This window comes from Paenibacillus wuxiensis (assembly GCF_040195695.1).
Lineage (GTDB): Bacteria > Bacillota > Bacilli > Paenibacillales > Paenibacillaceae > Paenibacillus_B > Paenibacillus_B suaedae.
The window spans coordinates 125,193-146,511 of the sequence record NZ_JBEFZI010000002.1 but is presented as its reverse complement, the minus strand read 5'-3'; the positions used below and the strand labels follow the sequence as shown (position 1 = coordinate 146,511).

At 44.0% G+C, this 21,319-nt stretch carries 19 protein-coding genes and 1 pseudogene; 1 reads left to right on the top strand and 19 read right to left on the bottom strand.

Going from position 1 to position 21,319, the window contains the following annotated elements:
- Positions 1–343: 343 nt before the first annotated feature.
- From ABN764_RS03920 to ABN764_RS03870, 11 genes are all read right to left on the bottom strand, one after another.
- The gene (locus ABN764_RS03920) at positions 344–724 is read right to left on the bottom strand and encodes a hypothetical protein (RefSeq protein ID WP_028532911.1); all 381 of its coding nucleotides are present in this window, start codon (positions 722–724) and stop codon (positions 344–346) included.
- 226 nt (positions 725–950) lie between these two features.
- Positions 951–1,067 (bottom strand): histidine phosphatase family protein, encoded by a 117-nt coding sequence (locus tag ABN764_RS03915; protein WP_174808380.1) that lies wholly within the window; start codon positions 1,065–1,067, stop codon positions 951–953.
- 259 nt (positions 1,068–1,326) lie between these two features.
- Positions 1,327–2,145 (bottom strand): NAD(+) synthase, encoded by an 819-nt coding sequence (gene nadE, locus ABN764_RS03910; protein WP_446670986.1) that lies wholly within the window; start codon positions 2,143–2,145, stop codon positions 1,327–1,329.
- Between the two features lie 19 nt (positions 2,146–2,164).
- Positions 2,165–2,779, bottom strand: coding sequence for a nicotinate (nicotinamide) nucleotide adenylyltransferase (gene nadD / locus ABN764_RS03905; protein ID WP_251485481.1), 615 nt, complete (start codon positions 2,777–2,779; stop codon positions 2,165–2,167).
- 16 nt (positions 2,780–2,795) lie between these two features.
- On the bottom strand, positions 2,796–4,280 hold the full coding sequence (locus tag ABN764_RS03900) for a nicotinate phosphoribosyltransferase (RefSeq protein ID WP_446670985.1): 1,485 nt from the start codon (positions 4,278–4,280) through the stop codon (positions 2,796–2,798).
- Positions 4,273–4,848 (bottom strand): cysteine hydrolase family protein, encoded by a 576-nt coding sequence (locus ABN764_RS03895; RefSeq protein WP_446670984.1) that lies wholly within the window; start codon positions 4,846–4,848, stop codon positions 4,273–4,275. Before ABN764_RS03895 ends, ABN764_RS03900 begins: the two co-directional genes overlap by 8 nt.
- Before the next feature lie 152 nt (positions 4,849–5,000).
- The gene (locus ABN764_RS03890; protein ID WP_446670983.1) at positions 5,001–5,777 is read right to left on the bottom strand and encodes an NUDIX hydrolase; all 777 of its coding nucleotides are present in this window, start codon (positions 5,775–5,777) and stop codon (positions 5,001–5,003) included.
- 224 nt (positions 5,778–6,001) lie between these two features.
- Positions 6,002–6,388: a GNAT family N-acetyltransferase gene (locus tag ABN764_RS03885; protein ID WP_446670982.1), complete on the bottom strand. Its 387-nt coding sequence runs from the start codon at positions 6,386–6,388 to the stop codon at positions 6,002–6,004.
- Between the two features lie 201 nt (positions 6,389–6,589).
- On the bottom strand, positions 6,590–6,868 hold the full coding sequence (locus ABN764_RS03880; RefSeq protein WP_446670981.1) for a hypothetical protein: 279 nt from the start codon (positions 6,866–6,868) through the stop codon (positions 6,590–6,592).
- Positions 6,869–7,146: 278 nt separating this feature from the next.
- Complete coding sequence (locus ABN764_RS03875) at positions 7,147–9,393, bottom strand: M56 family metallopeptidase (protein WP_446670980.1); 2,247 nt, start codon at positions 9,391–9,393, stop codon at positions 7,147–7,149.
- Between the two features lie 65 nt (positions 9,394–9,458).
- On the bottom strand, positions 9,459–9,839 hold the full coding sequence (locus ABN764_RS03870) for a BlaI/MecI/CopY family transcriptional regulator (protein ID WP_446670979.1): 381 nt from the start codon (positions 9,837–9,839) through the stop codon (positions 9,459–9,461).
- A 279-nt stretch (positions 9,840–10,118) separates the two neighbouring features.
- Between ABN764_RS03870 and ABN764_RS03865 the strand changes: the two genes are divergently transcribed.
- On the top strand, positions 10,119–10,823 hold the full coding sequence (locus ABN764_RS03865; protein WP_446670978.1) for an SMI1/KNR4 family protein: 705 nt from the start codon (positions 10,119–10,121) through the stop codon (positions 10,821–10,823).
- 82 nt (positions 10,824–10,905) lie between these two features.
- Here the strand turns inward: ABN764_RS03865 and ABN764_RS03860 are convergent, their stop codons facing one another.
- The 8 genes and pseudogenes from ABN764_RS03860 to ABN764_RS03825 form a co-directional block, all read right to left on the bottom strand.
- Complete coding sequence (locus ABN764_RS03860; protein WP_446670977.1) at positions 10,906–12,300, bottom strand: aldehyde dehydrogenase; 1,395 nt, start codon at positions 12,298–12,300, stop codon at positions 10,906–10,908.
- 142 nt (positions 12,301–12,442) lie between these two features.
- The gene (locus ABN764_RS03855) at positions 12,443–12,745 is read right to left on the bottom strand and encodes an ArsR/SmtB family transcription factor (RefSeq protein WP_174810611.1); all 303 of its coding nucleotides are present in this window, start codon (positions 12,743–12,745) and stop codon (positions 12,443–12,445) included.
- A gap of 93 nt (positions 12,746–12,838) precedes the next feature.
- Complete coding sequence (locus ABN764_RS03850; protein WP_446670976.1) at positions 12,839–14,185, bottom strand: APC family permease; 1,347 nt, start codon at positions 14,183–14,185, stop codon at positions 12,839–12,841.
- Positions 14,186–14,220: 35 nt separating this feature from the next.
- Entirely contained in the window at positions 14,221–15,153 is a 933-nt protein-coding gene (locus tag ABN764_RS03845) for an acetamidase/formamidase family protein (RefSeq protein WP_446670975.1), read from the bottom strand.
- Positions 15,154–15,460: 307 nt separating this feature from the next.
- Positions 15,461–15,619 (bottom strand): annotated as a pseudogene (locus tag ABN764_RS03840) (glycosyltransferase); the annotation flags it as partial.
- A 140-nt stretch (positions 15,620–15,759) separates the two neighbouring features.
- On the bottom strand, positions 15,760–18,348 hold the full coding sequence (gene ppsA / locus ABN764_RS03835) for a phosphoenolpyruvate synthase (RefSeq protein ID WP_446670974.1): 2,589 nt from the start codon (positions 18,346–18,348) through the stop codon (positions 15,760–15,762).
- An 11-nt stretch (positions 18,349–18,359) separates the two neighbouring features.
- Positions 18,360–19,406: a Cfr family 23S rRNA (adenine(2503)-C(8))-methyltransferase gene (locus ABN764_RS03830; RefSeq protein WP_446670973.1), complete on the bottom strand. Its 1,047-nt coding sequence runs from the start codon at positions 19,404–19,406 to the stop codon at positions 18,360–18,362.
- A 256-nt stretch (positions 19,407–19,662) separates the two neighbouring features.
- A complete protein-coding gene (locus ABN764_RS03825) occupies positions 19,663–21,147 on the bottom strand; it encodes an Lsa family ABC-F type ribosomal protection protein (RefSeq protein ID WP_446670972.1) in 1,485 nt (494 codons plus the stop codon).
- Positions 21,148–21,319: the final 172 nt, after the last annotated feature.

Below are 21,319 nucleotides of genomic sequence, written 5' to 3'. Positions count from 1 at the left end.
TGTTCGTCAACCTGGAAAATCACGATGTCCCACCGTGGCGGAATCCGATGCATAGAGGTCGTATTCCATTCGCCATGAATCTGGATCACCATAACGCTCAAATTTTTTTGTGTTTTCCAAACCACCTTATACGGCAGACTTTCACAACGGCAATCGTTCAGTGTGGTCGAGACATTTTTGCAGTCATAATCTCTTACACGCACACGCTAGACCAAGTTTTAAAGCAAAAAAAGCAACAGACATTTTGGCCATGTCCTCGTTGCTTTTTTTTTGTTGATTGAACTTATTTATTATTCTTTTTTAATTGCCAAATCAATCGATTTCAGTTGTACTTTAGAGTTGATTACAACTCAAGATATATCCATGAATCATCATTTATTCTTTTAGTTGTGCTATCTTGTTTTATCAATTTACCATTTTTATCAAATGCACCAACCCAAAATCTGTATTTATGACCACTGTCCACATAGGTGAGATGCTTATTATCATTATTTTCCCTGTTAAAATATTGCCGGTCGGTATCTAAATTCCTGATGGAAATCTCATACCAAGCAGCACCGGGTACGTCGTTCCATACAATTTTGGCCAGTACCCTTTCTGCGGCTTGACTCACTGCTTTTGCCTCAACAGCAGAGGCTTGAAGCGGCTCCGCAAGAACTGCACCAGAACTAGCAGAGAACAACGTAGTTGCTGCAAGGATTGAAACAGAAAGCTCTTTTAACATAGTATTACCTCCCAAAAGAATTTTGAGGCGGAAAGGAATCTGGGATGTTGTTCTATGTATCATTTTACAATTCAAACATGCTGCCAACTAGGGGAGCGTCATGACATGATTCACTGAATTTTTTTACTATTTTTGGGTTATACATCTAGAATAGGAAAATCAACATTTCCAAATGTAGCGGCATAGCTGGTTCACCATGAAACTTAGAAGCAAGGTGTTCAATATTTCAATACTTGGCAACGATAAGACCAATCAATGCTCCATGACTTACAACTAAAATTCTTTTACCTGCATGGTTCACAGTCAGTTCTTTGAGAAAAGTTAGACCTCGCTTGGCGACCATTTAGAAATCTTCCATGACAAGATTTTGCTTACGCCAGAGCGTTTCCAGGATATCGTACGGGATTTCTTTATCCTTATAGATTTCATGGATTTTATCATTCATATCAAAGCTAATACACCTTGATTGACAACTGTTTCAAACACCTTGCAGCAAATTTCTCTTTTTATTATCATTAAGAATTTTCTTTGACTATCACAGCTTCACTTCCAACGAAAGGGGTATCGTCAATATATTAAATAATTTATACTAATCTATTTCCTTATTTCCACCATTGGTCGAATGGTGTCACTGGCAGCTCCCGTTTGTGTTTTGTCACCGCGTAGCGGGTTTCAATATTCACCTTCGCGTCTGGAGCAACCTCGTTGCCGACTAGATATTCATCCAACAACTCATATTCCAAGCCAAGCTCAGCTTCATCAGCTTGTTGCGGCTTGTTGTCGAGAAGATCTGCTGTTGGCGTCTTCAGATATAGACGTTCCTGTGCATGCAGCTCGATCAAGAGTTCACGCCCTTGACCTTTCGTCAGTCCAGCTAGCGGAAGAATATCAGCTCCTCCATCACCAAACTTGGTGTAGAAGCCAGTGATTGCTTCTGCGGCATGATCGGTTCCCACAACAAGGCATTGATGCTCGCCTGCCACAGCATATTGTGCAATCATACGCATTCTTGCCTTCACGTTCCCTTTATGGTAATCCGAAAGGGCCCTTCCGTCAGCACCCTCATAAGCTTCTGCCATAGCATTTACAGGAGTCTCAATATTGAATGTCAGCGTTTCATCAGGCTTAATAAACTGCAAGGCAAGCTGAGCATCGTCCTCATCTTGTTGTGTCCCATAAGGCAGACGGATCGCAATAAACTTGGCTTCATAACCTTCTGCACGAAGCTCTTCTGCCGCCAATTGGGTTAATCGTCCAGCAAGTGTCGAATCCTGCCCCCCGCTGATTCCTAACACAAATCCCTTCGCTCCCGTTGTACGGCAATACTCCTTAAGGAAATTCACCCGATTACGAATTTCTTCCGCTGGCACAATCGTGCGTTTTACATGCAATACGTTGATGATTTCGATTTGCTTATTCATATCCCGCTTCCCCCTTTCATTATTTGTATAGGTGATTGATTTGAATGTAATCGTAAACCTGATCAGGAACCAAGTAGCGCGGTTCTCCACCCATTTTGAATTCGTCTCTAATATAACTAGAGCTAATCTCCATTGCCAGCCCTTTGTCGATCAAATGAAACGTATGACCATCATCTGCATTTCGAAGAATTGGAGATTTACTAATGGCCGACAGCATATTGATGCCGTCTCTTGCCATGACAATAAACTTATTTTCACGAATTAATTCCTCTGCCCGCTTCCATTTCCCTTCACCGATATCGACGAGCAGATCAGCACCCATGATGAAATACACATCGTCATTCGGATATTTCGCTCGAAAATGCTTCATTGTTTTGTACGTAGCAATTTCCCAAACAGGTTGATTCATCTCAAAATCGTCTACTTCAAATTTGTCGTTGCCCTCAATCGCAATCCGAACCATGTTCATTCGATGTTCATCCGACACATTCATTTGCTTATCTTGCCGCTTACTGGAACAAGGCAGGAAAATCACCTTGTCCAGCTTGCAACGATGCGCTACGGTGCTTGCTGTCCAAAGATGGACATTCGTGATCGGGTCAAAGGATGATCCATAAATCCCGATTTTCGCCATCTCATCCAGCCTCCTTCTAAGCTTCGAGAGCCGCTTGAACTCTATTTCGAACTTCTTCAATCAATCTCATCTTATTATTCCAGCATTCTTGACTGAGGTTAACAGGGTATTCTGCTGGATTGAGCGTCCGTTTATATTCATCCCATAATACATCGAGATTTCCTTTTACAAACTCCCTAATTTCGTTAAGCGTAGGTACATCGTACACCAAGTTGCCACTTTCAAAGACAGTATGATGAAGTTCTCTCGCTTCAAATCCCGTTACGAATTTTGCAATATATGTGTGAACGGGGTGAAACATATGCAAGCGCTGTTCCGACTTCGGTTCTTCATGTTCCAGTGCAATGTAGTCGCCCTCTGATTTCCCATTCGCCTTGTTGACGATACGGAATACACGCTTGCGTCCAGGGGTCGTAATCTTCTCAGGATTCGAGCTGATTTTGATCGTATCGACCATAGTTCCGTTTTCGTCTTCAATCGAGATCAGCTTGTATACGGCACCCAAAGCAGGTTGATCATACGCTGTAATCAGCTTGGTGCCAATGCCCCACACATCTATTCTAGCCCCCTGTGTTTTTAGGTTCATGATGGTTTGTTCGTCGAGATCGTTTGAGGCAAAGATTTTGGCATTCGGGAAGCCTGCTTCATCAAGCATTTTACGGGCTTCTTTCGATAAATACGCTAAGTCTCCACTATCAAGTCGGATACCCTTAAAGTGGATACGCTCACCGAACTCTTTCGCCACTTTGATTGCCGTAGGGACACCAGATCTCAGTGTGTCATAGGTATCAACAAGGAATACGCAGTCTTTATGCGTTTCTGCATACGCTTTAAATGCCTTATATTCATCTCGATAGGCTTGAACCATTGCATGAGCGTGTGTGCCCGAGACAGGGATGCCAAATAACTTCCCTGCCCTTACATTCGACGTTGCTTCGAATCCCGCAAGATACGCAGCTCTCGTACCCCAAATCGCGGCATCCAGTTCTTGTGCTCGCCGAGTTCCGAACTCCATGCAATGATCCTCACCTGCTACTTGCTTAATTCGAGATGCCTTTGTTGCAATAAGGGTTTGATAATTAACGATATTAAGTATCGCAGTTTCAATTAGCTGTGCTTCCGCCAGTGGTGCTTCAATTCGCATAATCGGTTCATTCGCAAAAACCAGTTCCCCTTCTTTCATCGAACGAACGGTTCCTGTGAAACGAATGGCCCGAAGGTAATCTAGATATTCTTCGCTATACCCTTCTTCCTGAAGATAACTCAAATCGCTATCGGTAAAGCGGAAATCATACAAATAACGAACGACCCGCTCCAAGCCTGCAAAGATCGCATATCCGTTCTGGAAAGGAAGTTTGCGGAAGTATACCTCGAACACTGCTTTACGGTTATGCATGCCATTTTGCCAGTAGACCTGCGCCATATTAATTTGATATTTATCGGTATGCAGCGCGAGACTGTCATCACCATGATTGAATATTGGAAGCTCAACCTTATTCATTATCGTTTTCCTCCTTTTTGACTACTGCAGCTCCGAGCGAACCCTTGAAATGTCTGAGTGCCCATACATGACCTTCGGCATCAAAGCTTGCAACGGCATCCTCATGAACGACAATATCGAAACCTTTATTGTAAGCATCTACTGCGGTGTGGAGTACGCAAATGTCCGTACAAACGCCTACTAGATGAAGTTCATTAATCCTTCTTGCTCGAAGTAAAAGCTCTAAGTCTGTACCAGCAAATGCACTGTATCTTGTTTTGTCCATCCAATAGACATTATTAGCGTCTTTATTTGCTTGATACAGATCCTCCAATTGACCGAAAAGCTTCCGACCATCGGTTCCCTCAATGTTGTGCGGCGGGAACAGCTTCGTTTCCGGATGGAATGCGTCATTCTCCTTATGAATGTCGATAGCGAAAACAACGAAATCACCACTTTGAATAAACGCCTTCGTAATTTCAGTCATTCGCCCTTCAATCGCTTGCCCTGGTGCTCCGCAACTCAATGCCCCATCCGTAGCAACAAAGTCCTTTGTATAGTCGATATTAATGAGTGCTTTCTTTTTCATTGTGTACTCCTCCTCTAATTTAACTATTTCATAATTGTTAATTGTTATTGCAAAAAAGAGTAGTGACAATAAAGTTAGAATAGCACTTCACACCTCGACTTCGAAATGCTATTTCCTTTAGTCACCATCTTATTGTAATCAGCTAACATCCATCACATTCTGGTATGGTAAATGGATTTGTTTAGATCCATTTCGACAAATCGGTACAACTGTGTCGGTCGTTTCGATGTTCGGGTAGTCTTCTTTCCTGCAACCTCTTGGATAAAGGGCAATGATTTGATCTTTCTTGCAAATGCCGATTCCAACGCAATTGCGGAATCATCAGTGACCGTAAGGAGAACGGCTTGCAGCTCTGAGTACGTGAATTCTTCGGGCAGAAACTCCTTTGCGACAGTCGTTTCGAGCAGTTTCTGGCGAATCACATGAATCGCATCTGCAATGATTTGTGCATGATCAAAAGCAAGACCGAGATTCATAACCTCTTTTACCGAGAACAATTGAACATCTGAGGCATCATCGTTTGCCTGTCTCTGCGACAACTTGTGCTCTGGAACAATCGCAAAGTGTGCATTTGTAATCATCCAGCCCCGCGGATCTCGTTCTGGTTTATCGTATACACCGAAATGTTCAAGGTGAATGTCCTCTACACCTGTTTCTTCTTGCAGTTCACGTTGTGCACTTTCATAGGCAGTCTCATTGGGATTGACGAAGCCACCCGGCAACGCCCACTTCCCTGCTTCGATATTTGGCTTTCCTTCGCTGTTCAGCGTACTCCGCTGGATGAGCATAATCTTGAGATCCATCTCTGGCGGTTTAAATTCTTTGATTGTAACAGGCAATATCGTAAATACTGCAATGTCCGATGTATATCCATCCGGCGTTCGATATTGTTTGACATCATATTGCTCTAAGGCCTCTTTGTTTGACACGGTAAGCACAACCTTTTCTCTCTTTTAACAATTACCAATGTGTTAATTGTATAATAAGGGTAACTCGCTCTTTTGTCAACCTATATATTCCATGTTTTTAAAGACTTTTGTTCTAACTAATTTTGCGCAAACAAAGAGCCTCCTATTTAGGGAGGCTTCCTTCAGATAAAGCTAATTTCATGTTCCGATGTAATTAGAAAATATAGTTTTCGTAGAGGTATATTTTACTCTAGCGGATAATCATAGCGAATGAACCCCTTGTGATTAGCGACTTTGTCATAGAGCAAACGAGCTGTGGTATTGTCTTGACGAGTTTGCCAGTAGAATCGAGAAGCGTTATGTTCTCGCGCCGATTTCGCGACCCGCTCTATGAGCGCGCGAGCTACCCCATGCCCCCGGGCAGCTTCGTCGACGAATAGATCTTGCAGGTAGCAGACATCTTCCATCCAGATAGCACGATGGAATAGATAGTGCGCTATACCAACTAAATTTCCTTGTAGATGCGCGCCAAAACCATATACACCATCGGCGTTCAGCAATCGGTGCCACACTTCATCATATGTTGAGTCGGGGAGTTCAGTCTGGTAAAAGGTTTTATAACCTCGAGCCAAGATGTTCCAGCGGTCACGGTCTTCTACTCTCAGTGGCAAAATGTCAATCGAGATTTGTTTATTCGATATTCCTGCGATTTTGGATCATCCTCTCAATTATATTAAGAGTAACGAAGGTTCGTATAAAAAAATTATATTGGCAGGCTACAACATTATTTTCTTCGACATCAGACACGGTTATATGTATGGTTAAACCATTGTTTACAAACTAAAAAAGACACCATTTAATAAACCATAAACAATAACTTTGTCTCCATTGACGTTATAAAATGAGAACTTAGAGAAGAAAATATAATTATCTCTTTCCATCCCCAGAAGCTTAAAAGCAACAGATGCTACAAAGTGATTTGCGTCTGCTTTCTTACTCACATAATCAGTAAAGTCATCTTTATTCGGATTCGTAACGGCTAAAATGATCAGCAATACACCAATAACAACGTATTTGAGCGATGACTTCTTTGTTGTTTTTCCTTCTGTCATGATTTCACAGTCTCCCTATTTTCTATATTTTATACATTACGCGAGTGTAAACACATCTAAAATACTATCGAGCATTCGGTCTTTTGTAAATATTATCTTTTTTGTTGTTGTCAACACCATTTACATAGAAAGGGCAGCCGATCGTCTGGTCGGCTGCCTGCGTGCGTGTGTTTATTGAACTAGAGTTCTCCAGTTATCATCATCATTAATACGAAGCGGCCAAGAATGCCGCTCAATGACATAGGTGTAGAAACTCCCAAGCTAGACGGCTGTTTATATTAACGATCAGGTGTCATTAAATATTGCACTATTTTTTGCTCCTCCGATCCTTGGCCGCTGAAAACGGCCTGATAACAAACCTTACCGTCAAACCAGAAATAGCTGACTAGTCTTAGATCATTAGGTCCTTTAGGTTCACCATCCAGATTGTAAGGTTCAGTACGAAGTACTTCTTTCCCCTGTAGAGTTATGGCTGTGAGCTTAACATTATTCCGTTCACCGTCAATTTTCGTAAAAGAAACCTGACCTTTCTTTTTCATCCCCTGATACATATTCCCGTTTAACATCTGCTTAAATGAAACGTCTCGGATACCGGAATCAGCTTTATTTTTCTGTTTGTGATCGCCTCGGCTATAAGTGACATTCAACAGTTTGCGCATGGAATCCTCATCATTCTCTACATGATTGAAATTCACTTTACGGGAAACATAGGAACTGCTGGCGGCAAAATCCCCGGGCAGCTTGCGCGGAAAAGCGGCTTTAAAACCAACCAGTTTCTGAGCGCGCTGGATATCCTCCATGTCATACAAAGAGGTCAAGATTTTCCCGTGATAATCATTATCTACATGAAGTTTGTTCATCTCTGCATCGGGAAATTTCATGGAACCGATCATTTTCTCCATTTCGCTTCTGGACAAGGTGTAGGAGCTTAGTTCATAGCTTATGCCTTGATCCTTCCAGATATAATAATATCTTTCCGGCTGTCCCTTCCACTTGGTCATGCGAATCGTAATTTTATAGCCTTCATCTATGCCAGCTAAGGATATGGATTCTTTCTCTATAACTTTCCCGCTATCCGTCCGAGCGGTTCCGTCTTGCTCTTTCTTGAATATTTGATCATACTGTTTCTGAAGATCAGTGCCTGGCTTGATTCCCAAGCTGAAGTTGCCATTACTTTTGCTTATTTTAGTCGTAACGTAATCTAAGTTGACACTCGGTGGCGAAGCTTTGAACTGAATGCTCAAATCACTAAAACCATAGCCCTTTGGCAGCAAGGATGGAACTTTAAATGTAAACGGTACCACCTTCGCCCCTTTTTCAAGGTTATCATATACCCGGAATTTTTCATTCGGAAATAGCGTTTCATTCCCGCCGTCTTCGGCATGAACCCAAGCGGAAGCTCCCGCTTCAGATGCGTTCGCATTTGTCAGCGTTGCCGTACCGATCAAGAGTACGAGAATGACTGCCATCATTGAAAATTTATAAGAACCCTTTTTAAAAGATTGAATCATACTAATTCTCCTTATCATCTCTTTTTGACCGTTAGAGCCTTTGAAATAAAGAAGATGCGCCTGACTTCTTCCCTTAGCATACCGTCTTAGAAATCCGATAATCGTCATGCCGTAAGGCACAGCCTCCTCTTCCCCAAGCGCCTCCAGGACACAAGCATCACAGGCCAGCTCTCGGTCGGCTTTCATCTGCCGCAGCATGAACCATACGAACGGATTCATCCAGTGAACAGCAAACACAAGACCGCCGATCATATTCCAGATTGTATCCTTTCGTTTGTAGTGGGCTAGCTCATGAGCGATCACATGCTTGAGAAGCTGTTCATTGACTGCTTCTGAAATAAGCGATTTCGGCAGATAGACTGCTGGACGGAAAACTCCAGTAATATACGGACTCTGAGCGGATGGATCCGCGTAAATCCGCACAGGGCGTTTAATGGAAAATAAGATTCGGCATTGTTCCGCAATCTTCAATATCGCAGGACTGTCGACAGGGCTGAGCTGTTTTTGTTTTCTTAGGAATCGCAGCCAGTAGGTCAGGTTATATCCGAGCAAGACGGCCGCACCCGTCAGCCAAACTATAGCCAGCACACGAGCAGCCGGGTGGCTTTCTCTCTCTATGCCCGCTGCGGCATGTTCTTCCGTATCCTTCATGGTCATATGAGGCTGAAAAACAGTGTTCTTCTCAGCTTCATTCGTTGTATAATAGGGTTGATTGGTGTTTTCTATTTGGCTGTGTTCGGATATCGTGTCAGGCTTGTTTAACTGATACGTAAACCCGAAGACAGCATTTTTTATGTCTGTAAGTTTAGGAACTGCATTGAACAAGCTTACCGGACTTTGCGGCAGCACCGGCAGCATGAGCCTCAATAGTACAATTAGCCATAGCGCATGCCTCAAACGCGCATGGATGCGTCTGCGGAACAGATGCTGAACTGACAGCACCAGGACTGCAACTGCGCTTGCCATCAGCGTCGAGGCAACAAACCAATTGAAGAGACGTTCAGCGATATCCATGGCATAACCTCATTTGGTTAAATTTCACGCTTGTAAGGCTGTGATCAGTCTTTTGAATCTGTAGATTATTCTTTTCCTTGCTTCTCCAGCAAAATTTGCTGCAATCGCTCAATCTCCTGATCTGATAGCTGGGTTTCCTCCAAAAAATTGGTCATCATCAATCCAACTGCGCCATTGAAGACTCGGTTTAAAAAAGAACGGCTCTCCGCGCGCACGCACTCTTTTTCCGAAATTAGCGGATAGTACAGATAACTTCTTCCAGATTTCTGGTAACCCAGCGCTTTTTTCTTCATTAGCCGGTTGATAAAGGTTCTGACCGTCTGATCGCTCCAGTCCGTACCCTCCGGCAAATGCTGCACAATTTGCTCGGCTGTCATCGGGTTTTCCCTCCAAATGACCTTCATGATTTCCCACTCGGATTCCGAAATCTTAGGCGATTTCTCCATTGTTTTTCCTCCCTTCTCAACATCGATTAACTATTACATTTGTAAATATAACCTATATAATAAACTATTACAACTGTAAATTTACAATAAAGCTTCATTCCTGATGGTTTCTCCCGAACGGTTAGCCGCCGCCGCAGACTTACCCTTGCCGCGGCTGACGATTTTGATACTGTGATGATATAGCCACTGCCGCGCTCCTTTCCATGCCAATTGTGGTATTTAATAACTAGTTCGCGTTTGCTATACTGATAGCAAATAGCCTAGTTTTGGGAGGATAGTATGAACGAATTAGAGCAAATTGAACAGAAGTACAATTTTACATACCCGAAACTATATAGACAGTTGTATGTAGACGGTATGTTGGATTCGGGCGGAGAATATGGGCAGGATTGGTACGGAAAGTATTATGCCAAATTAGCCCAAAACCCGCCTATGCTGTTTTTCGGCTTTGACTTTGAGTTGCTAAAATGGAACAGAATCGTTGAAGAAATCGAAGCATTTAAAGACCCTGACGATTATCGTCAGACGAAACCAGAGTTTCAGTTTGTTCCATTTGGTCGACAAAAAAGCGGAGATTTGTATGTGTTCCAATTTGATAAACAAAATGGTGAGGATGTACCTATTACGTTGATTTATCACGATGATATTACCGCTGTTGTTTTGGCGAAAAATTTACAGGATTTTATTTTTCGGGACTTGCTTGAAGATGTAACGAATATGAAGTATTCCAATACAGCAAGTGGCGATTTGAAAGTCAATTCTGCCAACATATTAAGAACTCACCGAAAGTATATGAAGCATAGTCAAGTTGAAAAGTTGGAAGAAATCTATGGTAGAGATGTTTTTGAACACATAGAAACGACCTCAACTGGGCGCAAGTTGCCACTGGAAGGGTTAATCTCAAACGATGAATTAAAACAAGTGTTAAAACAGGAGATTAGTTTCGACGCGCTCGACAACGAGTTTGAGTATTGCAATTTATAGATACGCACAAGACGTCAGCACGTCTACGGGCTGACGTCTTCGCTTTGTCTTTTCGATTTGGTTTTCCGATTTACTCAAATTTCTATTTTAAGAACTTTCTAACCAATTTCAGCTTCTTCTCGTTGTACGGAGGCAGAATAAAGCTCGTGTCTATTTTTGTGCTCTTCTTCATAATGCTCTTATGATGTGAAAAAAGGGCGAAACTATATTTCCCATGATAGGCGCCTATGCCCGAATTCCCAACACCACCGAAAGGCAAATGACTATTCGCAATGTGAAGAATCGTATCGTTTACACAACCGCCACCAAAGGAAACTCTACGCAACACCTCTTCCTCACAATTCTTATCCTCAGTGAACAAGTATAAGGCCAATGGCTTCGGATGCTCTTGAATGGTGTGAATGGCATGGTCTAACTGAGCGTATTCCAAAATCGGTAGAAGCGGCCCAAAAATCTCGTCTAACATAACCGCATCAGACCAAGATGCTGCCTCCAGTAATGTTGGTTCGATATACAACTTCTCTCTTACTGATTTACCGCCATAGATTACGTTATTTTGATCTTTTTCCAGAATTGAATTCAATCTATCGAATTGGCGCTCATTCACAATGCGGCCATAGTCCTTACTGTCCATCGGATCTTCTCCATAGTAATTCACGATGACCTCTTTCATTTTTGAAATGAGAGCGTCTTTGACTTCCGAATGTACCAACATGTAATCTGGCGCAATACAGGTTTGGCCTGTATTCATAAACTTGCCCCATACAATTCTTTTCGCTGCTGCATCTAAGTTCGCAGTCTTGTCTACAATGACGGGGCTCTTCCCTCCAAGTTCTAAGGTTACGGGAGTCAGATTCTTGGCAGCAGCCTCCATCACAATCTTTCCAACCTGTACACTTCCCGTGAAGAAGATATAGTCAAAAGGGGCATGAATAAATGCTGACGTTATTTCCTTCTCCCCTTCTACGACGCGGATGTAGCTCTTATCAAAAATCTCGTTAATCATTTCATGAATGACTCGCGTTGTATGAGGTGTATGTTCTGAAGGCTTAAGTACCGCACAATTCCCCGCAGCAATTGCACCAATAAGAGGCTCGATCAGCAATTGGAACGGATAATTATAAGGCCCGATAATGAGTACTGTCCCATATGGCTCTTTAATAATGCGGCTTCTAGAAGGCCACAAAGCTAGAGGTGTTTTTACCTTCTGGGGCTTCATCCATTTCTTCACTTGCTTCATTGTGTTCTTCATACTATCCAGTACAAAGCCAATCTCCGTTGAATACGCCTCATATTCGCTTTTCCCTAGATCCTGATACAGTGCTTTTGTAATTCGGTCTTCATTACGCTTAATGGCATCTTTTAATTTGCTCAGCTGTTCGAGGCGAAATTGCACAGTATTCGTCGTTCCTTTTTGAAAAAATTCTTTATGTTGCGCTAATATGCTATTCACTTCCAGCTTCTCTATTTGATTCATTCCTTTACACCCCTTTTCTATTCTGTATTCTCACTGTATAAATTCCTTATGCTCTTATCCATCCAACAATTCCGAACATTTAAATATCTAAGCGTTCGAACCCTTGGACATATAGGAGATTACAAATGCCTTTAGATTTGCTCTAAAGGCACTCAGTTTCAAGTAACAATAGTAGTTTTTTTAACGAATCAACAGCAGTATCCAAGGTTACGGAATAATAACGCTCTGTACCGATCTTCTCCATCGTAACTAAGCCTTGATCCCGCAGCAATTTTAAATGATGAGAAATCGCTGGACGCGATAATGTAGATTGGGCTGTTATTTCACCAACTGACATTGGCCCCTGTTCACTAAGCCACAGAATGATATCTTGGCGATGCGGATCAACTAACAGTTGGAAAAAAGGAATACATGTGCGGAATTGATCTAATGCCTGCTTTCCCATATTCTATCCTTTCTTCATGACGTTGTAACGAAAGGTTTACATACTTAAAGTCTTGAAGTAAGCGTTTTGTTAATCCATAAAGATAACAAGCATCTACAGATCCCCAGCGATCGAAGCATCCTTCTTCGTCAGCTTCAGATAGATCATATATACAATTCCAATGCCCATCCAGATGAACCCGAACTGTTTGGAAGCAGCGTCAAGGCTGTACCAGACGTAGCCGATAATCACGAGTCCGATGAGCGGATAGAGCAGATGATTCAAGTAATCCCTGCTCTTCAGCTTCCGAAGAAAATAGTTGATTACCGACAAATGAAGAAACAGGAAGGCTGTCAATGCTCCGAAATTGACGAGCGAGGACAGACTGGCGATATGCGATGAAAAGCTGAGCGTGACGATCAGCGAAATTGCCGCGACGATCAGGACGCTCACATAAGGCGTTTGATACTTAGAGTGGACTTTGGCCAGAATCCCCGGGAGCTTCTTGTCGCGCGCCATGCTGTACAGGATGCGGGAAATGGCCGCTTGGGCCACCAGCGAGTTGGCAATCCCCCACGCGAGTGCCGTGGCGATAATGGTTGTCCACTTCAGCCAAGGTCCGCCTGCGAGCTCGGCGATTTGATAGAAGGCGACATCAGCGTTCTCGAAAGTCGTGTAATCCGGCCACAGAAGCGCCGCAACCCAGGTTTGGACGATAAACATGACGCCGATGACCAGCAGAGAGAAGACGATGGAACGGCCGACGGCCTTTTTGCCTCCGTTTGTCTCTTCAGCAAGCGTTGATACCGCATCGAAGCCAAGGAAGCTTAGCACCGCAATGGATACCGCCCCCATGATCGTGCTGATGTTGAAATGAGCTTGGTCATATAGGGGCTTAAATGTAAAGGTGGCGCCGTTAACCCCTTTCGCAACAGCAATAACCGCCGCAGTAATGAACACAGCAAGAATGAGCAGTTGCAGCGTGACTATGATTTTGTTTGCTTTTGCCGTAATCTCGATGCCGAAAATATTGATAACGGTATTGATGCCGATAAAGATCAGCAGCCAGACATAGGACGGGATTTCGGGAATTATTGCTCCTAGGGCTGAGGCGCTGATCAAATACAAAAGTGACGGAATAAGTATGTAGTCGAGCAGAATCACCCACCCGGCAAAGAAACCGACATGTTCATTGATGCCGCGTTGGGCGTAGGAATAAACGGATCCAGCAATCGGAAACGCTTCCGACATTCGCGCGTAACTCAGCGCCGTGAACACCATGCCGACCATGCCGATCAAATACGCGAGAGATACCATCCCGAACGAGCCCTGCGCCACGTAGCCGTAAATGCCGAATGGGGCGATCGGGACCATGAATATAAGCCCGTAAATCAATAAATCCCAGAACGATAAGGAACGCTTGAGCTCTTGTTTGTACCCGAACTGTTCCAAATTAGCCATACGCTCCGGCTGTGACGTAACGTTAGTCTTCAGACTTATCCCTCATCTCTTCCGGCAATTGTTGACTGTTCGAATAATTTGACATTATAAGCATCCAGCGCGCTATTCGGTATAAAGAATCTTGCTGTCATGAGCGGATCGACAATTTGCGAGATTTGCGATTGGCCGATGGCACTGCACAGCATCGTCAGCTCGCCCAAGGACAGCTCCATGTGGGGAAGCAGAGCATCGATCATGACTTTTACAGCCTTACGCGCCGCTTCATCGAGCGTAGGCTTGGATACGATCGAAGCTACCCCTTCTTTATTTTGCACAAAAGGATACGGGATGCTTGTCCCCTTGATGACTTCGAGCGTTACGGTTACACGAGCGGAAACTTCGATGCCGGAGACACCGACTTCGCCATCCCCCATCGCTGCATGCAGATCGCCGAGGCCAAACAGCGCCCCTTCATGGAAAACGGGAAGATAGAGCGTCGCTCCGGTGGTGATCAGCTTCGTGTCTATATTGCCGCCATGCGCACCGGGAGTGCCGCAGGAAATAGGCTCACCTGCCGGGGCAACGCCGATCACTCCGATCATGGGAGTCAAAGGAATGTGCAGCTTATCATTAAATAGAGCCTTGCCGTTTTCTATGGGGATGATTTTGATTTGAAAGGCATCGATACGGTGCCCCATGACGCCAAGTCCGGGCCCTACAGCCATAACGCCTTGCTTGCCCAATTCAATTTCGTTGATATGTACTTTGAGGATATCGCCAGGCATAGCGCCTTCGACATAGATCGCTCCCGAGGCCGGATTGATCTGGTTCCAATCGATGGATTGGAACGTAGCTTGTTCCGATTGAATCTGATCCTTAAAGCAATCGAAGGTATGGATGACAACACGGGAATTGGATGGAACGCGCAAAGCTTGAGAATTATCTTTGCTAAATGAGTAGAAAAATTGCTCGTTGGATACAGCAAACACTATGTACAGCCTCCTTCAAAGTTTTTCTTTTATATAGTTAGTCAAATAAGCGGAAGCATCAGCTTATTTCTATCGTATAACGGAAAACGATAGGGAGCAGTTTGCAGCCGTTTGTCGAAAATAGAATGCCTCCCGCCAGCTCCGCACCTCACGGTTTCTTTTGAGCTCACATGTTGAATAACGACAAACCGCTGGCTGCAAATATTCACCTCTCTTTCTATGGTTAATTATAGCAAGTTTCTACTCAAATAGAAGAAATCACACTAAAAATAGGATGCAGAAGTACACAACAAAAGCTTATTACCAAGGCTTCTCCATAATAGAGCTTGAATACATCGCCTATGTCCTGTTGGTACCGCATGAGCCGATCCAATACATCCTTTTGATCTGCACGATCAGAAATGGCGCTGACCATATAGCTTCTCGTCCATATCGTATGGTCGATCCAAACCTTATGCATATCGACTTATGCGATCAAGACGCGGCGAATTTTATGGCTTTAAACTTGATTAACAACATTACGAGACCGAGGAATAGCTTCCTCGGTCTTCTTTGTTTCGGTATTGTGGAGACTACTTTCAGGAATTCCTGCACGGCGCTCAAGCATTACAATATTTCGATATACCCTTCTGTTCCATGCACACGAATTCGTTGTCCATCTTTGATCAGCTTAGTAGCGTTCTCTACTCCTACAACAGCAGGCAAGCCATATTCACGCGCGATAACGGCTCCGTGGGTCATCAGTCCGCCAACCTCGGTGACGAGGCCTTTGATAGACACAAACAATGGTGTCCAGCTAGGATCCGTAAAGGCGGTGACTAAGATATCTCCAGCTTCTAGATCAGCATCTTCCATGTTGGAGATAACACGTGCACGCCCCTCTATAACACCTGAAGAAACAGGCAGACCTACAATAGCATTCGCGGGGAGATTATCTCGTTTGTACTTCCCTACCATGATTTCGCCATCAGACGTGATAACACGTGGTGGGGTTAGTTTTTCATAATGGTTGTACTCGTCTTTTCGTTTGATAATGATTTGGTAGTCCAGTTTATTGGTGCGTACGACTTCGTGAAGTTCTTCAAGAGCGAGATAGAAGATATCTTCCTTTTCATGAATAATGCCCGCTTTTACGAGTTGTTCCGCTTCTTTCAGTAAAGCCTGCTTATACACGAAGTAGCGATTAATCAAGCTGTACTTTGGATATTCGCGAAACCCGCTGAAATTGCGGATGAGATTGATCATTCGTTTTGTTTCTTTGGCTTTTTGTTCGCCATCCGGCAATTGCTTTAATCGCTCTAATAACTCTTCTTCTTTCTTCAAAGCTTCTTGTTGCCCTTGCTCAAACTTCTGCTTGCTCGCATTAGGCTCAAAGTTTTTGATGTTGCCGAGAATCAGGGGGACAAGCGTAGTTGGTTTCTCACTCCAACGCGTTCTAGTTATATCGATTTCTCCGGCACAGCGCATTCCATATTTGACGAGATAAGCATCGATAGCGTCTCGGGTTTCCTGCCCACCTTCTAACTTAAGCAGTTCATCCAAGAAATGATCCTCTTTTACATGTTCTAAATAATCGATGACTTCTGGATAAGGACGGATCACATCTGCGACATCCAATAGCGCCAGACCCATTTCCGAAGTAATATTGCCCGGTACAGATTGAGAAAGTGTATCTGCAGCGTGTTTTTCACCTAACCACTCGTTCATGTTGTCATTGATCCATGCTGCTGCATCCATTGCAGCCAGAATCACATCTATAATTTGCGCATCAAATACAATCTTCTTTAATTGTTCAAGATCTTCGTAAATAAAATCGAGCAAATCCGCCCCTGATTTCGTTTGGATATTGTGTTTCAACGCTTCGAGCGATTCTTGATTACGTTTAATGGAATCCGGAACGATTGACGGATTGTTTTCAATTTCACGCATTTTATCTGCGGTGCTTTTATACGGATTTGGTGCTGTGTTATCATCTGGCAGCATCTTTATAAAACCCCGCTCTAGAACGGTCATCAGTCCATCTTTGATAAGCGGATCGGATTTTCCCAGGTAATGTAATACATGGTCTCTGCTAGCTAGCATAGGTGTCACATCAACAAACAACCTGCCACCAGCTTTACTCATGGGTGCTGTAGTGGTTAACTGGAAAAAAGACAATCCCAGCGGTTTCATAGGATCGGTCATCATTTGTTGGTGACCGACAGATACATAAACGCGATTTTCCTGATCATTCGCTTCCGGAATCGGGTATAACGTCGTGATTGGCCGACTCTGAACAATGTAAAAGGCATCATCAACCAAGCACCATTCGATATCTTGCGGGCAACCAAAATAGGCTTCGATCTGCCTTCCGATACGAGCTAGTTGTAAAATTTGTTGCTCAGTCAAGGTTTGAGTCTTTTGCAGCTCAGGCACGATCTGTTGAGTCTCTGTTCCGCCTTCTTTTCGTCCATAGACCGCCAATTTTTTGGCCGCGATCCTCTTATCGATGATCGCCCCTTCCTTTACTTGATAACAATCGGCAGAGACCAGGCCAGAGACCAGCGCTTCTCCAAGTCCAAAACTGGCATCGATGGATATTACCTTGCGGTTAGAAGTAATCGGATCAGCGGTAAATAAAATCCCCGAAGCTTGTGGGAACACCATCCTTTGAACAATAACGGCTAAATAAACGTGAATGTGGTCGAATCCATTTTGCATGCGGTAAATGACTGCGCGATCCGTAAATAGGGAGGCCCAACATTTGCTGATATGCTGCAGGATGGATTCTTTGCCGATAATATTTAAATAAGTGTCTTGTTGGCCAGCAAAAGAGGCATGTGGCAGATCTTCAGCAGTCGCACTAGAACGCACGGCATAAGCATGTTCCTCGCCAAACTGGGAGAGATATTGAGTTACTGCTTCCACAACATCAGAAGGAATTTCCGCTTCCAAAATGATTTCTCGAATCTTCCTGCTGATTTCACCAATTTGATCTCGTTCCTCAATGTTTAGCATCGTCAGTCGATTGAGCAAAGCATGATACGTTTCGTTTTGCTCGATTGCTTTTTGATATCCCCGTGTTGTCACACAAAAGCCTTCTGGTACTTGGATTCCCTCAATTTTTGATAACTCCCCTACATTCAATCCTTTTCCGCCAACGAGCAGTAGCTGGTTATTTTTCATTTCCTGAAAACCGAGAACGAAAGAACTCATACCTATCTCTCCTATCCATTCATTTTAGAATCAGCTCGGTACAACTGACCACATGCCGCCTTAATGTCCGCTCCGAATTGAGTTCGGACCGTAACGTTCACACCGTACATTTTCAACGTCCGCACGAACGTTTCGATCCTCTCTGGATCAGATGGCAAGTAGCTCTGAGGCGTCACTTCTGTTGAATTGTAGGGAATGAGGTTCACGTGGTAGAGGTGTTCCCAAGCTCCCCTTCCCCTCAACAGCGCAGCAACCGCTTTCGCATGCTCCGCCGAGTCGTTGAACCCTCGAAGTAAAATATATGCGATATACACCTTTCTTCCCGTATGTCGGATGTGGCGATCCAATGAATTCAGCACATCGCGGAGCGGAAACCGCTTATTGATCGGCATCAGTTCACTCCGTTGCTCGTCGAAAGGCGAATGCATCGAGAAGGTTAGATTGACCTGTGGAAACTCCCGCGTCAACCTATCGATTCCTGGCAACAGGCCAATGGTCGAAATCGTAATTCTTCGATGTCCTAGACCGAAGAGATTTGGATTAGTCAAAATTGCCAGCGCATCGAATAGGTGCGGGTTGGCGAGCGCCTCCCCCATGCCCATGAAGGACACGCTGTCCAAGGTGTGGCCGTTCAAGTGAAAGTGAAGCAATTGGTCGGTAATTTCGTCGGCGGTTAGATTGCGTTTCAGCCCGATGGTACCCGTGGCGCAAAAGCGGCATCCAAACCCGCAGCCGCACTGCGTGGAAATACAATACGATTTCCATCCTCGTTTATAGGAAAGTCTTACGGCCTCTACGCGTTCGCCTCCATCAATGACAAACAACACCTTGCTGACCTGCTGTGATGTGAGTTCTTTTACCGGAATAACGCTGGAGACGTTCGGACCAAGCGTCCGGGCCAACTCTTGTCGCAAAAATGCAGGCAGTATGGTGATCCGTTCGTACTCAGCGATTTTTTGTTTGAAAATAGCGTCTATAATTTGCCCATACCGGTACGCAGGCTGCTTGAAGTCGGACAGGATCTGTCCTATCGTTTCATATTTGGAGGTTGGTTTCATGTGTTCTCCTTACCGCCGGAGAAAATGCAAAAAAGCAACCGTCAATCTGGAGCTTTCATGCGTCATTCACCAACTACGCAGAAAAAATCACGATGAGTTTATGGACATCATCGCTACGTGCATCTGTCGATAGATTGGTATACCTCCGGCAACAGATCTATTTTTTTGTGAACCGGGTCAGCCGGTAGGAACCGGTTCACATTATCATCTACAACCTCAACCTCAATGTTCATTGTTTTCATCCTCCTAGGGTGTGTTATATGTTCAGTTCCACCATTTTAGTTGCGATATGTTTGCAAAACTCGCTGTCATGCTCCACAAAAAGGATTGTTGGTGAATGCTCCAGCAGCAGTTCTTCGATTTGCATCCTGGAAATGACGTCGATAAAATTAAGCGGTTCGTCCCAAATATGCAAATGAGCCTGTTCGCAGAGGCTTTTCGCAATCAGTACCTTCTTCTTCTGACCGCCGCTATAAGAAGCGATGTCCTTTTCAAATTGCAAGCGCGAAAAATCGAGTTTTCTCAAAATCGCTTTGAACAAGCTTTCGTCAATTTCACTGGATTTAGCGAATTCCGTCAAATTGCCTTGCAACTGCGAGGTATCTTGTGAAACATAGGAAATTTTCAACTGGCTCCCTTTTCGAAACACGCCGGAATAAGGAATATCCTCGCCACAAATCAATTTGAGCAAACTGGATTTGCCTGAGCCATTCGGACCGGAGAGCACGATTCTGTCCCCTTGCTCGATAGTAAAGCTGATATCGCTGCACACGTTCTTTTCTCCATAATGAATCGAAACGCGATCAAGCTCGACCAATTGGTGTTTATGATAAGTCATCTGCGATATTTTCAAGCTTTCCGAGCTATCGACGTTTCTCAGAAGCTGTGATCTTTCCTCGATCGCAGAGTGCTGTCTCTGCTCGATCGATTTGGATCGCTTCATCATTTTGGCGGCCTTGTGGCCGATATACCCTTTGTCGACCTTGGAGCCGGAGTTACGGGTGCCGTTTTTCGTTTTTTCTACTTCGTGCGACCAGTTGCTCGTTCGCTTGGCCGCTTCGGACAGCCTCTTAATGTCTTTCCTCAGCTTTTCGTTTTCAGCCAGTTCGAAATTATCTTGTCTTTGTTTGTTCTCCCACCAATCTGAGAAATTTCCGTTCTGAATTTCGATATTAGTCTTATTGATCGAAATGATATGATCTACACAATTGTCGAGAAACGCCCTATCGTGTGACACCAACATAAAGCCGCTCTTCTCGTTCAAATAATCACTTACCAGCTTCCGAGCATGCAGATCCAGATGGTTGGTAGGCTCGTCAATAAGCAAAAAGCTGTCTTCCTTCAAAAACAGGACTGCCAGCATTACCTTCGTCTGTTCACCGTTGGACAACGAGTCGAACGGTCGATACAACACATCTTCTGACAACTTCAGCAGCGAAAACTCGCGCATGAGCTGCCAGTGCTCGTAGTCGGGATAGATTTCAGCTACCACATCGAATGTATAATTTTCCTTGTGTTCGACGTGGAACGGGAAATACTCGAAGCTGACGTTAGAGGAAATCGTTCCGCTGTATTCATACTTGCCGAGCAGCAGATTGAGAAACGTAGTCTTGCCCCGACCGTTCCTCCCCGTAAAGCCCAATTTCCAGTTGGTATCGATTTGTAAACTTACATGCTCAAAAATGTTGTCGTAACTGCCGTCATAGGCAAATGTCAGATTCGTTACCTTGATCAATGACATTCCAGAAACCTCCTTGGTTCACAAATAAAAAAGAGCTGCAAGAAAGTTGACCTTTCTTACAGCTCAAAAAAATAAAACAAATCCAACCCTACACAGAGTCAGATAAGGATATATTTTGAGTGAAAAGAATAAGGTAACTTTCTTGCCAATAAAGAATAAAACAGCACAAATA

Bases quoted from the DNA above. Each gene is read 5' to 3' on its own strand.
- nadD (WP_251485481.1), bottom strand. From the start codon at position 2,779: ATGGCGAAAATCGGGATTTATGGATCATCCTTTGACCCGATCACGAAT.
- ppsA (WP_446670974.1), bottom strand. From the start codon at position 18,348: ATGAGTTCTTTCGTTCTCGGTTTTCAGGAAATGAAAAATAACCAGCTA.
- ABN764_RS03825 (WP_446670972.1), bottom strand. From the start codon at position 21,147: ATGTCATTGATCAAGGTAACGAATCTGACATTTGCCTATGACGGCAGT.
- ABN764_RS03870 (WP_446670979.1), bottom strand. From the start codon at position 9,839: ATGGAGAAATCGCCTAAGATTTCGGAATCCGAGTGGGAAATCATGAAG.
- ABN764_RS03865 (WP_446670978.1), top strand. From the start codon at position 10,119: ATGAACGAATTAGAGCAAATTGAACAGAAGTACAATTTTACATACCCG.
- nadE (WP_446670986.1), bottom strand. From the start codon at position 2,145: ATGAATAAGCAAATCGAAATCATCAACGTATTGCATGTAAAACGCACG.
- ABN764_RS03855 (WP_174810611.1), bottom strand. From the start codon at position 12,745: ATGGGAAAGCAGGCATTAGATCAATTCCGCACATGTATTCCTTTTTTC.
- ABN764_RS03900 (WP_446670985.1), bottom strand. From the start codon at position 4,280: ATGAATAAGGTTGAGCTTCCAATATTCAATCATGGTGATGACAGTCTC.
- ABN764_RS03920 (WP_028532911.1), bottom strand. From the start codon at position 724: ATGTTAAAAGAGCTTTCTGTTTCAATCCTTGCAGCAACTACGTTGTTC.
- ABN764_RS03860 (WP_446670977.1), bottom strand. From the start codon at position 12,300: ATGAATCAAATAGAGAAGCTGGAAGTGAATAGCATATTAGCGCAACAT.
- ABN764_RS03880 (WP_446670981.1), bottom strand. From the start codon at position 6,868: ATGACAGAAGGAAAAACAACAAAGAAGTCATCGCTCAAATACGTTGTT.
- ABN764_RS03915 (WP_174808380.1), bottom strand. From the start codon at position 1,067: ATGGTCGCCAAGCGAGGTCTAACTTTTCTCAAAGAACTGACTGTGAAC.
- ABN764_RS03850 (WP_446670976.1), bottom strand. From the start codon at position 14,185: ATGGCTAATTTGGAACAGTTCGGGTACAAACAAGAGCTCAAGCGTTCC.
- ABN764_RS03830 (WP_446670973.1), bottom strand. From the start codon at position 19,406: ATGAAACCAACCTCCAAATATGAAACGATAGGACAGATCCTGTCCGAC.
- ABN764_RS03875 (WP_446670980.1), bottom strand. From the start codon at position 9,393: ATGGATATCGCTGAACGTCTCTTCAATTGGTTTGTTGCCTCGACGCTG.
- ABN764_RS03895 (WP_446670984.1), bottom strand. From the start codon at position 4,848: ATGAAAAAGAAAGCACTCATTAATATCGACTATACAAAGGACTTTGTT.